Below are 23089 nucleotides of genomic sequence, written 5' to 3'. Positions count from 1 at the left end.
CTCTTGTAAAATCCGATATTACAACTAATAATGCTTACTAATTCAAAATATCAATTGATTACGGAAGTACAAATTAAATTCTGGCTAAAATGTGTCAGATTATTTTAATGGCTTGAAAACAACTTCCATAGCATCTGCTTTATCTAAAACTGAAACTGCAAATTCCTGAATATCTTTTGCAGTAACACTTTTTACAATATTCTCATAAGTTGCAGGATTATTCATATTGTAATCGTTCTCAAAATAATTGTAAATCAAGTTCATGCTGTAGCTATTGAAGTTTTTGCTGTCTTCTCTTGATTTCAAATAATTTGTTCTCGTTTTCTCGATATCTTCAGCAGCGATTTCTCCTTTTTTAATTTTATCAATTTCCTGATAAACAATTGGCAATAAATGCTCTACTTTATCAGCATCACAATCAAAATTAATTTGAAGATTTACTTTTGAAATCGGAAGTTTATCAATGCCTGCTTTTACGCCAGCACCATAAGTTCCGCCCTCTTTTTCACGAAGACTCTCCGTATAACGCAACGTAAGAATATCACCTAAATATGACGCTAAGATTCTGTTTTTTTGAGTAAAAGCACAATCTTTTAAAAATGCAATACGAACGGAACTTTTTGGCGTTTCCATTTTAATGAAAATATCGCGATCAATTTTATTCGAAACCCATTTTGGAACGTTTGTTTTAAACTTTTCCTTGCGTTTAATTCCGTTTATACTCGCAATATATTTTTCTAATAAAGGTTTCAGAACTTCTGGCGAAATATCTCCAACAATGTAAAATTCAAAGTTTGAAACATCTGCAAAACGATCTTGGTAGAACGATTTCATTTTATCAAAAGATAAATCATCAATATATTTTTGGTTGAATGGCAGCACTCTAGGATTATTTTTTCCATAAACCACAGCCGATAAACTGTCTTCCATTTTTGCATTGATGTCGTTTGCTCTGTTTTTCAACGAATTTTCTAATCGTTGTTTTAAAAGCGCATACATCTGATTATCAAATCTTGGCTGAACAAAACGCAAATGAACCAATTGCATCATCGTTTCAATATCTTTTACATTTGCAGAACCCGAAACTGTTTCTTTAAGCGAACTGATGCTTACTGAAGAATTGGCAATTTTTCCTTTTAAAACTTTTTCCAAATCAACATTTGAAAGTTCTCCAACTCCAGACATCATCGCCAATACCGTAGCACGACCAATTGATGGAAGATCTTGTGGTTCATATAATGAAGTTCCACCAAAGCTTTCTGCTTTAAGTTCTACCTCTTTTTTGTTTTTATCGGCAAATTTATAATGCACTTTTACGCCATTGCTCAATACAAAAGTTGTCGCATCAATTGCAGTTTCTTTTTTCTCCGAAACAATTTTTCCCGAATTGATTTTCAGATTTCCTAAAAGTGTTTTTCCTTCAAAAGTATCAACGTATGGCTGCAATGACGCATCATTTTCAGCTTTTTGAATAATATCAAAAGCTTTTTCCTGATTAAGGTTTTCTTCGCCTTCTACCCCAGTTACGGTGATAACACGATTTTGTTTTGTGTATAATTTGGCAATTTGTTCTTGCAGAATTTTGCTGTCCAGACTTTTCAAAATGCTTTTCGTCATTTCAAATTCTACTTTCGGATCGGCAATTATTTCATGATCCAAATAATCGTCTTTTACCATTCCGATTACTTGTTTATGCGAAATCTCATTTAATTTTTCTAAATAATTTTCGTAACCCGAAATAGTTTCCGTAACGGCTCTTTCAATTTCTCCTTTTGAAAAACCAAATTTATACGCTCGAACCCATTCGTTCATTACAGCTGCGAAAGCTTCTGCCTGTTTTTCAGGCTTTGGCGAAACATTTAAAATCCATATATCGTTCAAACGTGAATAATTTTGATAGCCAATTTGTGCACTTTTAAACGGACATTCTTGTTTCTGAGCCAATTCAGCCAAACGATTATTCAAAATCGAGAAAGCAATACTTTTTTGTGTTGATTTTTCTAAATCGGCATACGTTCCCGTTGGTTTTTCAGCTGTGTGACGAATCATAAAACTGATATTGGAAGCCGAAATTTCTTTATCCAAAGCCAATTTAAAAGTTGGTTCTTCTTTCTCAGGAATTGCAATTTCAAAACGTTGTTTAGGATTTTGAGGCGTCGGAATATCGGCAAAAAGTTTTTTGATTTTTGCTTCAACTTCATCAGAATTAATATCTCCAACAATAGCGATTGCCTGCAAATCCGGACGATACCAATCTTTATAAAAATCTTTTAAAACCTGATATTTGAAGTTTTTAATGATTTCCATATCGCCAATCGGCATGCGGTCTGCATAAAGCGAATTGTTGTAATAATAAGGCGCCAACTGATTGTAAATTCGCGCGCGGGCATTTTGTCTCGTACGCCATTCTTCGGTAATTACGCCACGTTCAGCATCGATTTCTTCATTTGTCAGCGACAAAAAATTTGACCAATCGTGCAAAACCAGCAAACATGTATCGACAACGCTTCCATCTTTTGACGGAATATTATCTAAATTGTAAACTGTTTCGTCTGTACTTGTGTACGCATTGATATTTTTCCCGAAAACGGCTCCTTGTTTTTGAAGCGTATTCAGAATTCCTTTTCCTTCAAAATGTTTGGTTCCGTTAAAAGCCATATGTTCCAGAAAATGCGCCAAACCTTTCTGCTGGTCGTTTTCTAATATCGAACCTACATTTTGAATGATGTAATAACTCGCCGTATTTTTATTTACGTCAGTTGGATAAATGTAATACGTCATTCCGTTTGGAAGAACACCTTTTTTTATTTTGTGATTGACCGCAATTGGGTCTGTTGCTTTAAAATTCTGCGCTTTCGCGGATGAAAAACACCCAACGATGAATAATAAAATTGATATTTTTTTGCTGTACTTCATAAAGCTAATAATTAACCTTTCAATAATTTATCCAACTGCACTCTCAATTCCGGATTTGACGGACGAAGTGCATCGGCATTGATGATATTTCCTTTTGTATCAAACAATAAGAATCTCGGAATTGCATTTACGTCATAATTTTTAGCCACATCTGAACCAAAATCTTTATCTGCCATCAACTGAATTCCTTTCAATTGTTCTTTTGTAACGAAATCTTTCCATTTTTGGGCGTCTTTTGGTTTGTCTAACGAAAGACTTACAAAAACGATATTTTTTCCGTGATAATCTTCTTCGATTTTTTTCATGTGTGGAATCTCCGCTTTACAAGGTCCGCACCACGTTGCCCATAAATCAATGTAAACAAATTTACCTTTAAAATCTGAAAACGAAACTGGTTTATCGTTAATGTCGTTATACGTAAATTCAAGTCCTTTTTGCCCCACATTTTTATGAAGCACTTTTTCGTATTCGATTAAAAACGTTTTACTTGCATCAGAAATCATATACGGTTTGATGCTTGGAGCGATTTTTTCATATTCTTCAATTTTCATTCTTGAAGTGGCTACCGCATCACGAAGATAAACATCTTTTAGAGCTGGTTCTGTAATATGTGTAATTGCTTCAGCCAAATCCAAACGTTTTGGCGCATCACCACTATTCATTGTTACATAAAAGAAATAATTTGACATCAATGAAAGACCGTTTTGCAATTTTAGCAAATCAGCATCTGTAAATTTTTTATCTGTCTGCCAGGTTTTAATAACCGCCGGGCGATCGTCTTTATCAGGAAAAGCGCTTCTTGGCATTCTGAAAAAAGTGTACGTCAATTCTTCAACATCAGTCGCTACGGCTAATTTTAATAATTTATCAAAAGCTGCATCTTTGGTTTTAATACTTTTTGAAAATTCATTTGCTTTTGCAATGCCTTTATCAATCCACGGATAAAAATCTACATACGTAATATTAGTTCCGAGTCTTGAAAACGGTGCAAATTCGTTGTAGATTTCATTTGCTTTTTGAACCAAAACATTCTGTCCAACATTTTTGCCGCTCAAGACATAATTCTCTTTATTGATTAAAAGGCTAATGTCTAATTTTGGTTCCAAATACAAGCGAATCAATTGATTTCTACTTTTCATCTGACCGTAATCAACGTAATAAAAACCAGCTGCTGAAACCGGTATCATAAAGCCAAATTCCCCAAGTGTGTTGACTTTTGCAGTTGCAGCAACCGCTGGTTTTCCTTCTTCGACATTATAAAGCGTAACTTCTTTTGCTTTAAAATCTGGAATTGAAACTGTTCCTTTAATAACTGCATATTCCGAAAAATTTGCAGCAAAACTCACCTGAACCGCAAAGCAGATCAAAATAAAATTTAAAATGTGTTTTTTCATGATATTCTATTGTTTTTTGTTGATAATTTTAAATTGAAACTCGCATCGATTGATCGCCTTGTTCTATGATGAAATCTTTGCTTTCTTTAGTTTCTTTCAGCTTTTTAAGGTTCTCCGGATTCAGTAAATCTTTGGCTTCAAAATCATTTATTTGAGTGACTTTGGCTCCTTCTTTTACTTTTTTCAAATCTTCATTTTGCTGATCTATGATTCTTTTTACTATCAGGTTTTGGTTTTCATCAAAATCTAAATTCATTCCGCCCAAATAAAAAGAAGGCGCTTTTTTGAAATTTTTATTAGGCTCCAAATAAACCGTTTTATGCAAAAGATCGATTGTGAAATTGAAACGCTTTATTAAATCAATTCCGAGTGATCCATCGGCGAAAGCCCAGCTTTTATTGGCTTCGTCATATTCCTGCAACGCGATGGTTACGTTTGGAAAATTATTTCCGTTGATTGCCACATTTGGAATTGTACCGCCGACAATTTTCGTTTGTTTTCCTAAACTGTAATTCACCGAAGTGTATTCTGTTTTTAGACTTGTTTCCAGATTATTTTTATGATTAAAAGGTCCGTACGCAATTAAATCGTAACCTGCTCCGGTATCAAAAGTGAAACTGCCTTCGACTGTTTTTTTATCTTCAAAAGTCAGATTCATTTTTACTACCGGAAGTCCCGATTTATAGTCAAAAACAAATGGTTTTGCTTTTCCCCAATAATTGAAATTTCCGAAATTGTACAAATCAATCGTCATCGTATCAAAATTGACAGAAGTAATAAAATTGCGAAGCAGATTTGCACCAAATAATCCGTCGTAAACGCCGTGTTTTGGAAAAATAACCAAACCTTGATTCTTCAAAACCTGATCGCCAATATAAATGGTATTGTCTGCCGAATACTGCACTTGCTGGCTTCCGCCAACAACAGAAGCTGATTTATTTTTGGTTACCACAACTCCGGCTTTGTAAGCACTATCAGGATTCAAAGCCATTCCGTCCGCGCCGGTATCAAAAAGCATTAAAAACTCGCGATCGGCTTTGTTTAGTTTTATTTTAATGGCGATTCCGTTTTCGACAATTTGAAACGGAATGCTCGCTACTTCTTTGACAGCGGCATGTCGGTCAACTTTATACAAACCATCGAAAAAAGTCACATACAAAATTTTATTATTTGAATTGAAAACAATTTGAGATGGCTTTTTTTCTTTTCCTTTGAAACAAAAATCGGCCAAAACAAAAGTTTCATTTTTCATTGCTACCGATTTTCCAATCTGAATAGAATCCAGAACTGGAAATGCATTGAAAATTCCGTTTAAATAAAATTCATTTGAAGAAGCATCTCCAACACCAACCGTAAACTCTGGAGCTAAAAGACTTTTAATCTCACTATAACTTTTATTTTGAAATGCTTTTTCGAAAGATTCAATAGATTTTTGAATGCTGTTTTGAGCATAAATGGTGCATCCAAAAATCAATATTGAAAACAAGAATAACTTTTTCATTTCGGTTTACTTTTGTAAAGTGTACGGATTAGTTACCACTTTTTCTACTCCAAAATCTTTTAATAAAATGCCCGAATATTTAGTGAATTCTTCTGGTGTATATAATTCTTTAGAGTCATTTACCAATTCCTGAAAACCTTTCAAATCATTCTTTTTTTCGAATTCTTTTTTCTTGCGTTGCAAAATGCCGAATACGTGAGTTGTAACGTTCCATCTTCCATAATCTTGAGCAAACTTTTTACTTGAAAAAAGAAAAGCATCATCATATTGCTTTCCTACTCTTAAGCCCGTCACGATCACAAAAGAAACCTCATCAGTGGCATCTTTAGATTTTAAATAAGTGTCGATAACGTCAAAAGGCACATTTCTCTTGTTTGCCATATACGCCTGCACATAAAAATCTGGATACTCTTTTTCGTTAATCTGCGGACTGTATTTTTTAAAGATTCCTTTTTTAGCTGCGTCTTTTGCATTTTGAAGCAAGGCCGTAAATTGCTCAACGTTTTGAAAACCGCCCGCAATATCAATCACTTTTCCATCAGCATTCATAAATAAAAATGTTGGAAAACCGGTAACGCCATATTTCATGCATAACTTTTTACCAATTTCTTCTTTCAAAATATCCGATTTGAAAGTGACAAAATCTTTGCTTAAAACATCTGCTACTTTTGGATCTGGAAATACCTCTTTGTCCATTTGTGCGCACGGCATGCAACCTGTGAAATACAAATCGACAAAAATTAATTTTTTCTCCTTTTGAGCTTGTTTTTTAGCCAATTCCCAACTTTCATCAGCTGGATTTGTCTGTGCATTTAAGGCAATAGAAGAGCTGGCAAGCAGCAAAACTGCACTTGCGATTTTAAAAAAACGTTTCATAAGATGTGGTTTTTAGAAACCGAATGAAGAATGAGATTTATTCTTCATTCGGTATTTTAGTTTTTAAGTTTTAAATTATCTGTAATTATCGCACACGGTAAGTAACATCGACAATTTTACACAAGTTCGAATAACTGTTTTCTAAAATTAAATTTCCATTTACAGGTGGCACAGTATACAATTCTAATTTTCCAGTTGTACCGTAAGAACCTACAAGTAATTTGTTGACAATCTCTTTTTTACCTCTCTTGCTGAAACCTAAATAGGTAATTTCTTCATTTCCTTTGTCTAACATTAATTTTGCAGATTGTGTTCCGCTATCATATTCATACACTTTGTTTCCAACAGTATAAAATAAATAGCCTGTATCTGGACTTACGGCAAATTTTGTTGCTTTATCAAAATCTGGTGCATTTAAAATTTCTTTAAAATAGGTTTGTAATAATGCTGGCGAAAAACGAAGCAACTGATATTTTCCTGTTGTAAGATTTTTTAGCACTGCAAAACTTTCTCCTTGATTATAATCGGAACTCGTCATGTAAACCAAATCAGAATTAGTATTATTCCAATCTAAAACAGTTGGAGAACCTACAAGCGGCGGCATTGCAGAACAAGAACCTTTTAAAGTATTAAAACGTAGAAAACGACGTAAATCCCTATCAAAAAATACTGGATTATACGGTGACGATACGACACTTTCTGCAATAAAAGGCGCCGCGTAAAAGTTTTTGGCTTCTGTTTCTACTTTATTTTGTGGCAAGCCATATCTAATTTGCTGTGCTTTATTATAATAGTAAATGTTTCCATTGCTGTAAAGAAAGTTTTCACCTCCTAAACCAACGGCTTTCATAAAATCGACACCAAAATTATTTGGAAGCGCGCCACCAATTGTTTCATAAGCGATATTTTGCGTTGGAACCCAGCCGAAGGAATCAGGATCAAGCCTTGCCGTTCCAGATTCTGAAGCCGTAACATAAACACCATAAGTAGGAGAAGTTGTTGGCAATGCCGATGTAAAACAATCTACATCTACTGCCTTTCCTTCTAATTTCAATGCTGATCCAGAGTAATTTAAAACATCATTGATAATACGAATATTTGTACTTCCTGGAATTATAGAAACCATATCCAGACGTGCTTTTCCATCGACATTACCTACAACTAGCCAGCCTTCGTAAATAGAAGAAACAACATTTAATGTAAAAGGTTTTTGCTGCCATCTTACGCCTGTTATTTTATCTTTTATAAAATAATAAACCGTGTATTTTGCAGGCGGCAATTTTAAAACATCATTATAATCTTTTGTAGTAGCGATCGTTGTTCTGGATTCTGATGCTAATTTAGAAGGATTAACAGCTACCCATTCATACTCATAGCGATCTTTAGCACTACCATCATCCAATGTTGGATTTAAATTTGGTTTAATCACAAACGGATCGCCATTATAAACGGTATATTCTTCTTGTATTCCCGTAACATTTAATTCGTTTATGGCATTATAATCGTAATTTCCTTCGTCGTTTGCACAGCTCCAGTTCAAAAGCACAAGCACGAGCAAGACCAATTGTATCTTTATATTTTTAAACATTGTCGTATATTTTAAATTAAATAAATGTCACTAATTAAGGAAAAAGCATTTCTGTACCATTTTCTTCATAAATCGTATTTCCGGCCGCTTTTTGCTCAACCAAATAACGTTTCATAAAACTTTGGTAATACTGCACCTCCGGAATTGATAAACCAACGGCTCCAGGTGACGAATTAAAAATCACAGGATCCAAATGCATTAAATCGCACATCATAAAGAATTTCTTGGCAGAAAAAGTTCCAAAAAAACCTACTATCCATCCTTTTGGCTGCGATAATAAATCATCAATCGTTAATTCAAAACTTATAAAACTCATTGTTTTCTTTGTCAAAGCATTGGTCACTCTGGTTTTCATTTCGGTTTTGAAAAATTCATTTTCTTCTAAATTAAAAACTAGAGAAAATGTACTTTTTTTCATATCAGGAGTTCTAATAACTTGTACTCTAATAGTATCAACTACTTTTCCGGCAGGGATAATTATTTTATCAGGTATTGTAAAATGGGTCCCTTTTATTGCCGTAGTCGAAGGATCGATGCTAACTTTTACTTCTCTGTCAACATTACTTGCTTTTCCTTGTACTGCAATAGGAATTTTAAACAAACGTCCTGTAATAGTAGGATTATCTAAACTAAAACTTAGACCAATACTATCCGTCAGTACTTTGGCACCATTAAGAGAAATATAGGAAACTACTGCAGGCGAAAAATAGATATTATCTTTACCACTGTAGGTTTCGATTTCTTCTTTAGTACAAGATGAAAATCCTGCAATAAAAAGAAGCGTAATACTTAAAATCAATATTTTTTTCATGCTATAACTTTTTTAGTTTTGAAAATTAGTTTCCGACTCTGGCAATGGAACAACGTATTGCAAAGCACCCATTGAAACATTTCCTGATGTCGCTGCACCATTAGGAATTGCTGTTGTATTATTTCTTTTGTAATAGAAAAAAAGCTGTCCTTCTCCAATAAATTCTTTTCGATATTCTTTTGTAATTTCTGTAGCTAATACAGCCGTTGCCGCCAGATTAGTTAAGCCTCGATTAAATCGCAGTGTATTCAAATAAGCTATTCCATCAGCAGGAACTGCAGCCGTTTCTGCCGCAATCAAATACATTTCTGAAAGTTTAAGCATCGGAATTTGCAAACGAAATATTTTTGTTTTATCTGTTACATCTTCATATTTGAAAAATGTTTTTTGGGTTTTTCCTCCAATAATTGGAACCTTCCAACTTGGCAAACTTCTATAATCATTATCATTAGATTCAAAAACCGCATTTATTCTATTCAACAAAGGCGCATAGATTTTAGTGTCTTCTAAATTCGAATCGTATAAATCTCGCTGTTTGTTATATAAAGTATAATCGCTTAACGAAAAGAAATTTTCTGAAGAAAAAGTACGATCAGGATTAGATGCATTTGTAGCATCTAAAAATGAAGTCCATGGAAAAAAGGTCGTATTTTTAGTAAATGTGATTACTTCATTTGCAACAATAGAAGCATTGGCTTTATCTCCTGAATATAACAGAACACGCGCTTTTAAACATTTTACAGCCAAATAATTCATTCGTTGTCCGCGATTTTGAGAATAATACGGATTAGCATCAAATGCTGTCGAAGCGTTATATTTTCCAGTAGTGAGTATTGGGTCATTTGCCAATAAAACCAAAGCGGCATCAAGATCTGTAATAATTTTAGCAATAACATCTTTAGCTGGCATAATTGGTTTGGTACTTGGCGTATATGCATCGTAATAAGGAATAGATGGATCTGCTGGAGCAACTTTATAAATTGGCCCGTATAAGCGAAGCATATCAAAATGAATCATCGCGCGAATTGCAATAGCTTCTCCTTTTAACATATCTGCTTTTTCAGCAGATATTACTTCTGGATGCTCATTAATGCTTTCCAAAAATTTATTAGCGGTTAAAATTGTCGTAAAAGCACTTTTCCAAATACCATTAAATATCGATTTTGGAGCCGTTTCAGCATAAGCATAAGCCGCAGTTCTAATTCTAATATGAGATCCTGAAATATTGTACTGCTGTCCTAAAATCTCTACAGCATCCATAGTAAGCTGTCTCCCATACAAATTGCTTCCGGTCAACTGCAAATAGATTCCATTATGTGCATTTTGAATTCCGGCTTCAGAGCTATAGGTCTGCTCTTCTAAAATTTTGTCTTGTGGTACTACATCCAAAAAATCACTACAACTTGCTAGAGTTAGCGATGCAAGCAAAAGGAATGTAATTTTATATAAATACTTATTCATAATTTCTTTATTAAAATGATAAATTAAGACTCAAAGAATATATTCTTGAAAAAGGATAATCGATACCTCTTTCGGCTTTAATAGTTGAAACACGGAAGAATTCATTTGCCAAAGCATTAAATCCTAAAGCTGTAAGTCCATTTCTTTTTAACCAGGCTCTGTCAGTTATACGGTAACCTAATCGAATAGATTCTCCTGAGATATAATCATCCTTCTGAATAAATCTTGAAGAAATTGGCGTTGAATTTGTCATGCTAATTCCTTTAAACTGCGCAATCTGCCCAGGTGTAGTCCAACGATCTGTAAAAGCTCTGGCATCTTGGTTATCAAAAATATTATCTTTTGAAATGTTTTCAACTTTGTCATACAATGCACTATTAAATCGCTCTGCGCCAAAACTGTATCTCACAAATAAGCCAAAACTAAAACCTTTGTAATTTAAATTTGTCGACACGACTCCTGTAGCCGTTTCTCTAGAATTCCCCATTACTACTTCATCTTTTTTATCAAGAATAAAAGTAGTCTGGCCATTTTTCTTTAAGAAAACTTCTTTTCCAGTTGCCGGATCAATTCCTAATGAAGGCACAGCCCAAAGATCATTGCTGCTGGCTCCATCATAATATCTGATCAAACTGGTTGTTTTTTGAGCTGCATCATTTAAAGAAGCTAACGTATTGCCAAAACCACCTAGTTTATTATCTCCCGTAGTTCCCATTAAGCCGATTCCCCATACAAAATTTCGGCTCAAATCGTAGATGAAATTATAGTTCATTTTTAGCTCTAATCCTTGTGTCGTTAGGTAACCAACATTCAAAGGATAACCGTTAATACCTGACGAAGCTGCAAGATCAATCGCTACGATCTGTGGAGACGTTTTACGTTTGTAAGCACCCAAAGTCATTGTTAATCTATTTCTAAACATTGCCAGATCTAATCCTAAAGACAAATCTTTGGTTCTTTGTGGTTCTAAATCTGCATTTGCAACTTGAGAAATTGATAATGCTGGGCCAAAAATGTTAGTATTTGCGCTATAAGAATACACATCATAAGAAGCATAACCCGCTAAATTCTGGTTTCCTGTCTGACCAATATTGGCACGTATTTTAAAAATATTGACAATATCTTCGTTCATTTTAAACTCATTATTCAAATTCCATCCAAATCCAATTCCCCAATAAGGCGAATATTTTTTATTTGTTCCGAAATTAGTTGCTCCCGAAATTGTGTGCGTAAAATCAAATAAAAATCGGCGGTCGTAAGCGTAGTTAATTTGGTTTGTCAAGTCGACATTTCGAATTAATTCAGTAAAAATTTCTGGTTTACCATTTGGTTCATATCCGAAAGCAAATGAAGGATTTCCAGGAACACCAAGAGGGAAACCTCTTAAAAATGTTTTATAAGAATTGTTTTTTGTCTCTGAAGCCGAAGCTCTAATCGTGTAATTAAAAGAATGAACGCTTTTAAATACATTTGAATAAGTAGCACCAAGATTAGTATTCCATTTATCTGTAATGGCTTCATATCTGCTATAAGTTCCTTTTTCTGTTGCAATATTACTTATAAAACGAGTATCATCTGGAGAGACAAAAACGGTATTGTAATTATTCAATCTTGAAACCGATAAAGCTCCCGTTGCCTTAATATGCGGGTTAATATCATAATTAATCGCAAAGTTATTCGTAAAATTAAAGTCGCTTCCCTTGTCATAACTTGGCAAAAACACATTGTAAAGCGGATTTGCAGCGTGATTTACTATAACAGATTGGTTTGCTGGAATTGGCAATGAAGTTCCGTCTAGATAGCGCGTTACTACGCCGTTTTCATTATATTTTGGATAATACGGACTTGCTTTTGCCCAAATATCAAATGTTCCATATGGAGATTCTTGGTTATTCCCTCCAGAAACAAAAAATTGATTATTAAAACTTAATTTATTTTTTCTGTAAGTCAAAGTTGCATTATAACCCCAAGTATCGTGCTCAGAACCTTTCATTGTTCCTGTCAGTGTTTTATAATTTCCTGCAATGTTAAATCTGAATTCATCTGAGCCTCCGCCAAAATTCAAACTATGTCCCGAAGTAATTCCCATCTGGATTGGTTCATTCAACCAATACGTGTTTACTCCACGTCGTACTGCAGCCAAACGTTTGTTATACTCCTGATCCCATTTGTACTGTGTTGCTGCAGCAGCGCCATCGCCAGCATAATAAGCATTAGATAACCTTTCAAACTCTAATTTTTGTTCGGCGCTCATTAAATTGTACACACTCAAATCAGCCAACTCATAAGATGAATTATATACATAATTGAATTGCAATTTTCCAGGAATTGGCTTATTCGTTTCAATAACCACGACTCCGTTTGCAGATCGAGAACCATATAATGCAGTCGAAGCAGCATCTTTTAATAATGTAATAGTTGCAATTCTGTTAATATCTAAATCGACAACTTGCTGTAAAGTCGTTGGAAATCCGTCCAAGATAAACAACGGTTGGTTTGGGTCATCTCTAAATTGGCTGTCCACCTGATTTGCCGTTAAACTGGTCTGCCCTCTCACCTCAATCGTTGGCAGAATATTTGGATTTGAACCTGCAATATTGTTATTCACAACAATAAAAGAAGGATCTAATGATTTTAATGCCTGAACTGCATTTTGAGTAGAAATTTGTCTTAATTCTTCTCCTCTAAAAGTAGTTACTGCACCCGTTATTAATTCTTTTTTACGAACTGTAACTCCGGTATTTACTATAACTCCTTCAAGTTCTTTTCGCTCTTCCAGAAGTTTTACATTAATGAGTTTTCTATTATTAACCTCGACAATTTGCGCGCGATGTCCAATATAAGTAAACAAAATTTGTCCATCTTCTGGAGCTATGATGGTATATTTTCCGTCAAAATCGGTTTGAGAGGCAGCGCCTGTACCTTTTACTTTTATATTTACACCCGGAATAGGATCTCCTTTATCATTGGTAACAATACCTTTAATTTCAATCAATTTTGACTGAAAGACTACTACATTTTCCTTTGGTAATTTTCTAACTAAAATTGTATTTCCGTTTGATAAACTAAAATCGAAATCTTTATTAGGAAAACTGGCTTCTAATAAATCATTTACTCTGATTTTACCTTTTTTCAAATGTACTTTCGGTAGTTTCTTAAATAAATCTTCCTGATAAATAAAAGTGTAGTCTGTTTGTTGTTTTATAAGGTCAAAAACTTCGTCAACAGTTACCGTTTTATCGGTTGCAATTACAATTTTTGTGTTTTGTGAAAATAAATTTGCGGGTGAAAAACCAAAAATTGCAGTACAAAACAAGAATATAAAAGTTCTCATAATGTTAATAATTAGTCTTTTTCTAAAATAGAAAAAGACGTCGGTTAATTTAAATTTCATAAATTTACATGTTAATTGGTTGGTCGGTTGTTAAATGATTAATTGATTAATACACAGAAAGGGATGAAGTGCGGTACGGTGAGAGGTCTGAACTTTAATCCCTTTTCTTTTTTATTTGATTATAATCTTATTGTCTTTTTTCTCATAGGCATTAATAAAATTAATATTCTTGATCGTGGTTAATATGTCTTCTAATTTTTGATTTTTGTTCAAAACGCCATTAAATCTAACATTGCCGAGTGCCGGATCTGCAAACTCAATATCAACATCATACCATCTTGACAATACTCTTGCGATATCTTTCAGAGGCATTCCTTTAAAAACAAACAATCCTTTTCTCCATGAAATTTCGTTGTAGACATCAACTTCTGAAATTGCAATGCGATCATCACTTTTACTGATTCTGGATTGCTCGTTTGGCGCTAAAATTTCTTTATTACTTGCATTGCTCACAGCAACTTTTCCTTCTACTAATGTGGTATAAATTGCCGTTTCGTCTTTGTAGGCTTTGATATTGAATTCGGTACCAATAACCTCTACATTTTGCATTGCTGTTTTTACCTTAAACTTAGAGCCTTTATGTTTTGTGCTTGGAGAAACTTCAAAATAAGCCTCGCCATAAACCAACTCTACTTGTCTGATTTCGCCATCAACAAAAGCAACAGGATATTTTAATTGCGATTCTGAATTCAGCCAAACTTTTGTACTGTCTGCCAATTGAACAAAAAACTGTCCTCCTCTCGGAATCGTTAAAAAGTTATTTGCTATCGTTGCAGCATTATTTTTAGAATTATAAATTAATTTTTCGCCATTGCTAGTCGCATTTCCTTGATTGTAAGATTCTCCTTTTTTCAATTCAATTACAGATCCGTCTTCTAAGGTCAGCGTTGCTTTGTCGCTTCCAATCAGAATATTTTTATTAGCAACAACTGGAATATTTTGTTTTGAATTTTTCGCTGTATTGAATAATAAAGAAATTGAAATCAACATTGCAACTGAGGCTGCAACTGCAACTTTAAAGCTTGTTCTGGAATAGAATGGCCTTAACGGAATTACTTTCGTTTCTTCTGATTTTATAGCCGTCTGAATCCGATGCAGCATTTTATTTTGAATTTCTTCTTTTGATCCTAAACTTTCATCCCATTCTTCAGAAGTTTGGAAACTTTCATAAAAATGCAACATTTGCTTATTCTCCTCCCGATTCGTATCGCCAGAAAGATATCTGTTTAATAACGTTAAGAATTCTTCTTTTTTCATTTTTTTTATTATTAATGCAGGAGTATATTAGGTAAGTATCTAAAAAGACATTTACCCCCTAGTCCAAATTGTATTTTTTTTGATTTTTTTTTAATCTTTTAAGAAAAGCCTCGCCGGAAACTAGAGAAATCAACGTTTTAGACTCAAAATCGGCAATCATTTTTATTTTCCTTTAAAGATTTTTAGATAGCCATAAAACCATTGCCATGCCCAACGTACTGCCCATAGACAGACGAATTGTCTGAAGCGCTTTGGTAATATGATTTTCAACAGTTTTGGTTGAAATATTAAGACGTTCAGCGATTTCTTTGTGACTCAATTGTTCTTCTCTGCTTAATTTATAAACTGCCTGACATTTTTCAGGAAGCGTTTCAACAATTAAATGAAGTTGCTGCACTAGTTCTTCGTGCATCAATTGGGTTTCAGGTGTAGTATATTGAAATCGTTTTTCTAAATCATCAAAAAGTTCGACATGAATTTTGTCTTTGTTTTTTCTCAAATGATTAAAAACCTGATAGCGTGCGCAAGCATACATATAACCTTTTAATGAAATATGAATTTCTAACTTTTCACGGTTTGTCCAAATATTCAGGAAGATATCCTGAATAATATCTTCGCACAATTCTTTGTCTTTAATGACATTGTAAGCCGACACAAAGAGCGCCTGCCAAAAGGCATTGTACAATTCCGTCAAAGCCGATTCGTCTCCAGCACGAAGACGATCGATTAAAATTTTATCTTGATTTGATAACAGTGACGGCAAGTTTTTTGGCTTTTGGTAAATTGAATAATTCGCAACAAACTTAATAATATTATCCAATAATCCTAATTTGTTCTTCCGTCGATCATCTATTCTTTGTTGCTGATTTTATTTTACAAAAAACCAAAATCGTTGTAAATTCGGCAATCTAAAACCTTGAACAATCTAAAAAATTATAATTTGCATAATTTTTGACCTTTTAAAAACGGATTTTACAAACCGGTTCATGTTAAGATAAAATCATGTTTTTATTAATTATTGTAAAAATACCGTAGCCAATTTCTTAGTTCAGAAATGCAACGGAAAACAGCTTATAGGAATTAGTAAAAAAAACTTTACTATAATTTTAGGTGCACTTTATGAAACTAAAGAGCAAAAAAAAATCGGAAGAAAACTTCCGATTTTAAATTTATGATTCACAACTGCTGCAGGTAACCAAACTTGTAACCAATTCTTTTGAAACGCTTTGGCTTCGCTGATAATACAAACTTTTGATTCCGAGTTGCCAGGATTCGATCATTAATCGATTTACCTCTTTAATAGGCAATTCAGCAGGAATATTCAGATTTAAACTTTGTCCCTGATCAACAAATTTTTGGCGAATTGCCGCTTGCTGCACAATCTCCAACTGACTGATTTCTTTGAAAGTTTTAAACACATCTTTCTCTGTTTGAGTAAGTTGTTCCATATGTTGTACACTTCCGCCATTCAGCATGATTCCTCGCCATACTTCCTCATTGTCAAGACCTTTATCTTCAAGCAATTTTTTTAGATATTTATTCTTACGCATAAAATTTCCTTTGCTCAAACCGGCTTTATAATAATTACTACTGAAAGGTTCAATTCCAGGAGAAGTTTGCCCTAAAATTGCCGATGAAGAAGTAGTTGGAGCGATTGCCATTGTTGTCGTATTTCTTCTTCCATAACCTTTCAGCAATTCTGGTTCGCCGTAAATTCTAGCTAAATCCTGAGTCGCTTTATCGGCTTTATCACTAATATGTTTGAAAATTTCCGTCGTTTTCATTTTGGCTTCCAAACCTTCAAACGGAATCATATTTTTTTGCAAATACGAATGCCAACCTAAAACTCCTAAGCCTAATGCGCGATGTCTTTTTGCAAATTTATTCGCTGCCGAAAGATAATAATTCCCTTCCGTTTTTTCGATGAATTCCTGCAATACAGCGTCCAGAAAAAATATCGCCAATTTTACTGCTTCAGTATCTTTCCATTCTTCATAAAGTTCCAAATTCATTGACGAAAGACAGCAAATAAACGATTCATCAAAATCAGATGGAAGCATAATTTCACTGCACAAATTACTCGCATTGATACGCAAGTTTTTATCTTTATAAACCTGTGGTTTATTTTTATTTACGTTGTCACTGAAAAAAATATAAGGCAATCCTTTTTGCTGACGACTTTCCAGAACTTTCGCCCAAATTTGACGTTTTTCGATATCACCATCAATCATTTCCTGCATCCAATAATCGGGTACAGAAATTCCGGTAAACAAGTTCTGAATTGGATTACCAATACTTTTAATCTTCAAAAATTCTTCAATATCCGGATGATCAACATCTAAATAGGCTGCAAATGCACCTCGACGCACGCCGCCTTGCGAAATTGTATCCATTGCAGTATCGAAAAGTTTCATAAAACTTACCGCACCGCTGCTTTTTCCATTATCAGTTACGGCGCTTCCTCTTTCGCGTAATTCTCCAAAATATCCAGATGTACCTCCACCAATTTTGGTCTGCATGATTACTTCGCCTAGTTTATGCGTAATTCCTTCTATTTCGTCTGGAACGTGAACATTGAAACACGAAATTGGTAAACCACGTTCTGTACCCATATTTGCCCAAATCGGCGAACTAATACTCATCCAGCCGCGTTCAATCATTTCGACAAAAGATTCTTTTAATTCTGGTTTATAAAGTCGGCGGGCTGCCGCTGTGCAAATTCGGTCAATTGCACCTTCAACAGTTTCGCCTTTTAAAAGATAACCGCGATTCAAAATTTGTTCGCTTTCTGAATTTTTCCACCACATTTTATTTCCAGCTTCGCTCATCGGAAGACTTTCTGGATTTATATCTATCGTATTCATTATTTTATACTTTTAAAAAAGATCGTTTGCTGTTATACTTTTATCGTGTTTGGTATATTCTACTGGTCTTTTTGCGAAGAAATCGTCAAGACTGTTGGCAAAAACTTCTTCCTCAAACCATAGCATCGCTTTATATTCTTCCGCAGAAACATCAAATACGGTTGGAATTCCGATTTGCTTCAGACTTTCGTCCAATCTGAATTTCATAAAATTAACCAGATCAGTTTTGTTGATCGATTCGATTTCGCCATCCTCAAAAATCCAATCCAAAATATCCGATTCAACATCAATCGAATATTTAACGGTATCTCTGATGGTCAGCAAAGTTGCATCATCAAAATAATCCGGAAATTCTTCACGTATTTTATTGATGATGAAAATTCCTCCATTGGCATGAATTTGCTCATCGATTGAAGTCCATGCAATAATGTTGCTCACATTTTTCATGTAACCTTTAAATCTGGTAAACGAAAGCAAAATCGCAAACTGGCTAAAAAGCGAAACATTTTCAATTAAAATGCTGAACAAAATCAGCGAAACCATATATTTTTTGTTGTCCTGCGAACGTGTATCTTTTAAAACATTGGAAAGATAATCGACACGCTTGCGGATTACAGGAACGTCAAGTAATTTTTCGAATTCATCATTATATCCTAAAACTTCCAGCAAACGTGAATAGGCTTCAGAATGTCTGAATTCACACTCGGCAAAAGTAGTTCCGAGCCCATTAAATTCAGGCTTTGGGAAATGCTCGTAAATATTTCCCCAAAAACTTTTTACAGCAACTTCAATCTGAGCAATTGCTAATAGACTGTTTTTGATTGCCGTTTTTTCAGCTGGCGACAAATGCGAATGAAAATCCTGTGTATCAGCTGTAAAATCAACCTCTGTATGAACCCAGTACGCTTTGTTTATGGCTTCAGTAAATTGTAGTACCTCCGGGTATTCAAAAGGCTTATAATTAATTCTTTTATCGAAAATAGACATAATAAAATTGTATTTAATGGTGAATATGTAAGTAAACGAAATGCAGATTTGGGAGGTATTTTTACATCTCGTTACTTACAAATTTAAGCCACGAATTTTTGTTTTACTTTCGTTTTGATGTTAAAAATAGAAGCAATTATCAACAGGAAAAATTGTGGTTTTTTATTCGTTAAAAAAGTTTTTATCAACATCACTTTTTAAACTCATAATACTCGAAAAATCAGTTATTTAAAAAGAATCTAAATAAAGTTGTCAACAGGGAAAAACGCTTTTATTCTTCCATTTAAAAAAACAGTTATCAACAGCAAACTCAAAAAAGAGCAAAATTTAGCCCAAAAAACTGTTACAAAAAAAGGAATTTAAAGTCTCATTTGTACACTAAAAAAGTTTGAAGTTGAAAAAAATCGAATTGCCCAAATTAAACTAATTATTTAATTTTAAACATTTTACATAATTTAAGAATTGTTTAAACTCTAATTTCTAAATCTGAGGAAAGAAATAGAAATGAGCTTTTTTTCTTAAACAGTTTTAAAATACACGACAAACAAAATGACAACAGATATTATAGAATTGAATGACTTTATTGTTTTAATCGAACAATCGAATACGACAAAAACTATAGTTCAGAAATGCGAAATCGACGGCGACGCAGTTGGTTTTGCTTTTTATGGATCTGGCAATGTCGAACTGGAAATCAAACACAATAATCAGACAAAATATTTGACGAATACGACGGGTTTGGCGATTTGTTTTTTCGGAAATCAAAAAGTGGAATTCTCACATAAAATTGAACCCGACAAACCTTTGCAATCCATCAGTATTTTTACAAAACCAAAACATTTAAATTCGCTTCCTGAGGCCGAAAAAGAGATTTTTGAAAAACACCTTCCAGAATTATTAAATCCGAAGGAACATTTTGTAAAAGGTCCTTCCTATTATATGACGCTCGATATGCAATTGGCGGTTCAAAAAATCTTCAATACAACTTATACAGGAAATACTCGATTATTGTTTTTACAAAGTCAGGTCAACGAACTTTTGGCACATTTTTTTGCTCTTTTGAGTACTGATGCTAAAATTGATTTCTCCGAAATTGATAAAAATAAGTTGTTTAAAGCAAAAGAAATTGTAACCACACATTATTCCAAACCGCCTTCAATTACTCAATTATCGCAAATGGTTGGATTGAACAGCAATAAACTAAAAAAGAATTTTAAAGAACTTTTTGGCATTCCTGTTTTCAAATATGTTCAGGAAGAACGACTTCATAAAGCGTATGAATTGCTCCGCGAAAGCGAAAAAACGGTTCAGGAAGCGGCTTGGGAAGTTGGCTACGAAAGTTTAAGCTCTTTCTCGAATGCTTTCCATAAAAAATTCGGAATGCGTCCGAATGAAGTTCGGCTTCAATTCCTTTCAGACAAATCATAATTCTTTTGCGACAAATGTTTCGTTTTTAATCTAATCAACTTTGTATCAGTAATCATTTAAAGAATATTGATATGAGCAAAAAGAAAATTTTAGTTTTGGGTTCCAATGGGAAAACAGGACGCAGAGTAATTGAAAGATTGAAAAATAATTCAGATGCCGAAATTCGTTTAGGTTCCCGATCTGAAAAAATTCCTTTTGATTGGGAAAATTCAGAAACCTGGAAAAATGTGCTGAAAGATATTGAAGTCGTTTACATCACATTTCAGCCCGATTTAGCCATTCCTTCGGCTGTTGAGGCAATTCAGAATTTTACCGTTTTGGCAACAGAATTGGGCGTTCAAAAAATGGTTTTATTATCTGGAAGAGGCGAAAAAGAAGCACAACTTTGCGAAGAAATCGTAAAAGAAAATGCTAAAAACTGGACAATTGTGCGTGCAAGCTGGTTCAACCAAAACTTTAGCGAAAGCATTTTTCTAGAACCTATTTTAGCCGGAATTGTCGCTTTGCCAAGAGCCGAAGCCCTTGAACCTTTCACAGATGCCGATGATATTGCCGATGTTGTTGTCGAATCACTTTTGAGCGATAAACACAATGCAGAAACATACGAATTAACCGGCCCAAGATTATTGACTTTTAAAGAAGCCGTAAATACTATTGCTGAAGCAAGCGACAGAAATATTACTTTTCAGAGTTTATCATTAGATGAATATTCGCAAATGTTGAAAGAATATCAGGTTCCTGAAGATCATATTTGGCTTGCGAATTATCTTTTTGAACAGGTTTTGGATGGAAGAAATTCGCATATAACCTCGGATATTGAAAAAGTTTTAGGTCGAAAAGCAAAAGATTTTACCGCTTACGCGAAAGAAACAGCCAAGACCGGAATTTGGAATTCTTAAACCTAAAAAGATGAATTATTTCAGAGCAATCTTTTCCGGCTTTATAGTTTGGATTTTGGTCAGTATTTCATTTTATATTTTGGATCAAATTCCGTTTGTACAGAATTTCTTTTGGATTCAATCCATAATCGTAATGTTTGGAATTGTCTTTTTTGGGATTCTCGGAGCAAAATTATATTATAAAAAAGTTCTGGTAACTCATGGCTTATTCCTTGGAATTGCAATGTCGGCAACGGCTTTGATTCTGGATGTTTTGATAACCGTTCCTTTTGTAGAAATTCCAAACGGACGAAGTTACTACAGTTTTTTCAGCAGTCCGGTTTTATGGTTTTTGGCCATTATAAATGCGCTTTCCGTTTATTTTTATTGGAAGAAAAAACATTACACATGATCTTAAAACAAAAAAGCTTGTCCGTTTGGGAACAAGCTTTTATTTTATTCTAAAATTGAAATTAAAGATTAGCGTCTTTAACTTTTGCTTTCGCCAATTGGCTTACTCTATAAATTAACAATATGCTCATTAAAGTAACGCCTGCAACTACAAATCCTAAAATATCATAATGCTCCAAAGGCGAAGTTTTTGTTTGCTGATGCACGATAAATCCGGCAGAAACAGCTCCTATTCCACCAGCAATTTGCTGTAATGATGAAGTGATCGACATATAAGCGCCACGATCCTGCATATCAGGAATTGCTGTGTTTAACGTTGTCGCTGGAATCATTCGGCTCATAATTCCCATAAATAAAATCATATTTAGGGCAACAATCTGCCAAAGCGGAATTGGACTTAAATTAGTATAAATCAAAATCATAATTATGGACAAAACCGATCCAGCTGCAAATAATTTGAATTTGCTTATTTTATCACTTAATTTTCCAATAAGTGGCATAATAACTAATACTGAAAGACCTGTGAAGAAAAACACCATTGGCAATTCTTCCTGACTGATATGAATATTATTTACTAAATAAGCACTTCCAAAAGGTTGTAGCATAAAACCACCTATTGAAAGAAAAGCGATCGCCATAAACCCAATCTGGTACTGTCTATTGCTTAACGTATGCCACAAGTGCAAAAATGGACTTTTGTCTGATTGGATTTCTAAATGTTTTGTAATTGCCGGCAATTGCGTAAAAACTGCTACAAGAATTAACAAAGCCAAAACTGCTATCATGATAAAAGTAGAATGCCAACCCCAGTGATTAGCGAAAAATAATCCGGCTGGTATTCCCAAAATTTGACTTGATGCGTAAGCCATTTGAATAAATCCCATCACACGTCCGCGTTGGTGAATCACAAATAAATCGGTTACAATGGCCAATGAAATCGAGCCAATTACTCCTCCAAATAGTCCTGTAAAAATGCGTGCCATAAGCAACATATGATAATTTGAAGAAAATGCGCAAAAAAGAGTTCCGATAATAAATCCGATGTAGAAGAAAACAAGCATTTTTTTTCGGTCGAATTTATCTGCAAAACCTGCCGCCAAAAGTCCAGAAATTCCTGCGCTGAAAGCATATGCAGAAACGGCAAAACCAAAATCTGAAGTCGTCATGCTCAGCTTTTTCATTAATATATCTCCAAGCGGAGAAATTACAACAAAATCTACTATTACAGTAAATTGCAAAAGCGCCAGTATGGCAATAATAATTTTTTGATTTGAAGTGAAAGCAGGGTTTTCAATGGTAGTTTTTTCCATTAATTTATAAATA

General features: G+C 34.1%; 16 protein-coding genes. 3 read left to right on the top strand and 13 right to left on the bottom strand.

All coding sequences use genetic code 11. From position 1 onward, the window contains the following. Nucleotides 1–99: 99 nt before the first annotated feature. From ACNFIH_RS18930 to ACNFIH_RS18875, 12 genes are all read right to left on the bottom strand, one after another. Complete coding sequence (locus ACNFIH_RS18930; protein WP_426484321.1) at nt 100–2916, bottom strand: M16 family metallopeptidase; 2817 nt, start codon at nt 2914–2916, stop codon at nt 100–102. Nucleotides 2917–2927: 11 nt separating this feature from the next. Next, nucleotides 2928–4310: a TlpA family protein disulfide reductase gene (locus tag ACNFIH_RS18925; protein ID WP_426484320.1), complete on the bottom strand. Its 1383-nt coding sequence runs from the start codon at nt 4308–4310 to the stop codon at nt 2928–2930. Nucleotides 4311–4338: 28 nt separating this feature from the next. After that, nucleotides 4339–5811: an aspartyl protease family protein gene (locus ACNFIH_RS18920; protein WP_426484319.1), complete on the bottom strand. Its 1473-nt coding sequence runs from the start codon at nt 5809–5811 to the stop codon at nt 4339–4341. Nucleotides 5812–5817: 6 nt separating this feature from the next. Further along, nucleotides 5818–6687, bottom strand: coding sequence for a thioredoxin family protein (locus ACNFIH_RS18915; RefSeq protein WP_426484318.1), 870 nt, complete (start codon nt 6685–6687; stop codon nt 5818–5820). Nucleotides 6688–6772: 85 nt separating this feature from the next. After that, the gene (locus tag ACNFIH_RS18910; protein WP_426484317.1) at nt 6773–8275 is read right to left on the bottom strand and encodes a PKD-like family lipoprotein; all 1503 of its coding nucleotides are present in this window, start codon (nt 8273–8275) and stop codon (nt 6773–6775) included. Nucleotides 8276–8309: 34 nt separating this feature from the next. Further along, a complete protein-coding gene (locus ACNFIH_RS18905) occupies nt 8310–9086 on the bottom strand; it encodes a DUF4843 domain-containing protein (protein WP_426484316.1) in 777 nt (258 codons plus the stop codon). A gap of 12 nt (nt 9087–9098) precedes the next feature. Then, nucleotides 9099–10547 carry a RagB/SusD family nutrient uptake outer membrane protein gene (locus ACNFIH_RS18900; RefSeq protein WP_426484315.1) on the bottom strand — a complete coding sequence of 483 codons (1449 nt, stop codon included), beginning with the start codon at nt 10545–10547 and terminating at the stop codon, nt 9099–9101. Between the two features lie 10 nt (nt 10548–10557). Further along, on the bottom strand, nt 10558–13881 hold the full coding sequence (locus ACNFIH_RS18895; protein WP_426484314.1) for a SusC/RagA family TonB-linked outer membrane protein: 3324 nt from the start codon (nt 13879–13881) through the stop codon (nt 10558–10560). Nucleotides 13882–14052: 171 nt separating this feature from the next. Further along, nucleotides 14053–15198: a FecR family protein gene (locus ACNFIH_RS18890; protein ID WP_426484313.1), complete on the bottom strand. Its 1146-nt coding sequence runs from the start codon at nt 15196–15198 to the stop codon at nt 14053–14055. Nucleotides 15199–15370: 172 nt separating this feature from the next. Further along, the gene (locus tag ACNFIH_RS18885; protein ID WP_426484312.1) at nt 15371–15961 is read right to left on the bottom strand and encodes an RNA polymerase sigma factor; all 591 of its coding nucleotides are present in this window, start codon (nt 15959–15961) and stop codon (nt 15371–15373) included. Nucleotides 15962–16367: 406 nt separating this feature from the next. Continuing rightward, nucleotides 16368–18062 (bottom strand): ribonucleoside-diphosphate reductase subunit alpha, encoded by a 1695-nt coding sequence (locus ACNFIH_RS18880; protein ID WP_426484311.1) that lies wholly within the window; start codon nt 18060–18062, stop codon nt 16368–16370. Nucleotides 18063–18074: 12 nt separating this feature from the next. Further along, the gene (locus tag ACNFIH_RS18875) at nt 18075–19049 is read right to left on the bottom strand and encodes a ribonucleotide-diphosphate reductase subunit beta (RefSeq protein WP_426484310.1); all 975 of its coding nucleotides are present in this window, start codon (nt 19047–19049) and stop codon (nt 18075–18077) included. Nucleotides 19050–19598: 549 nt separating this feature from the next. Here ACNFIH_RS18875 and ACNFIH_RS18870 point away from each other — a divergent pair. The 3 genes from ACNFIH_RS18870 (at nt 19599) to ACNFIH_RS18860 (ending at nt 21767) form a co-directional block, all read left to right on the top strand. Continuing rightward, nucleotides 19599–20477: a helix-turn-helix domain-containing protein gene (locus ACNFIH_RS18870; protein WP_426484309.1), complete on the top strand. Its 879-nt coding sequence runs from the start codon at nt 19599–19601 to the stop codon at nt 20475–20477. 71 nt (nt 20478–20548) lie between these two features. Further along, nucleotides 20549–21376, top strand: coding sequence for an NmrA family transcriptional regulator (locus ACNFIH_RS18865; RefSeq protein WP_426484308.1), 828 nt, complete (start codon nt 20549–20551; stop codon nt 21374–21376). 10 nt (nt 21377–21386) lie between these two features. Beyond that, entirely contained in the window at nt 21387–21767 is a 381-nt protein-coding gene (locus ACNFIH_RS18860) for a DUF5367 family protein (RefSeq protein ID WP_426484307.1), read from the top strand. A gap of 61 nt (nt 21768–21828) precedes the next feature. Here the strand turns inward: ACNFIH_RS18860 and ACNFIH_RS18855 are convergent, their stop codons facing one another. Beyond that, a complete protein-coding gene (locus ACNFIH_RS18855; protein ID WP_426484306.1) occupies nt 21829–23076 on the bottom strand; it encodes an MFS transporter in 1248 nt (415 codons plus the stop codon). Between the last annotated feature and the right edge of the window lie 13 nt (nt 23077–23089).

The organism is Flavobacterium sp. 2 (assembly GCF_049949195.1).
GTDB lineage: Bacteria > Bacteroidota > Bacteroidia > Flavobacteriales > Flavobacteriaceae > Flavobacterium.
The sequence above is the reverse complement of the archived record's forward strand: the minus strand, read 5'-3'. Positions and strand labels throughout refer to the sequence as shown.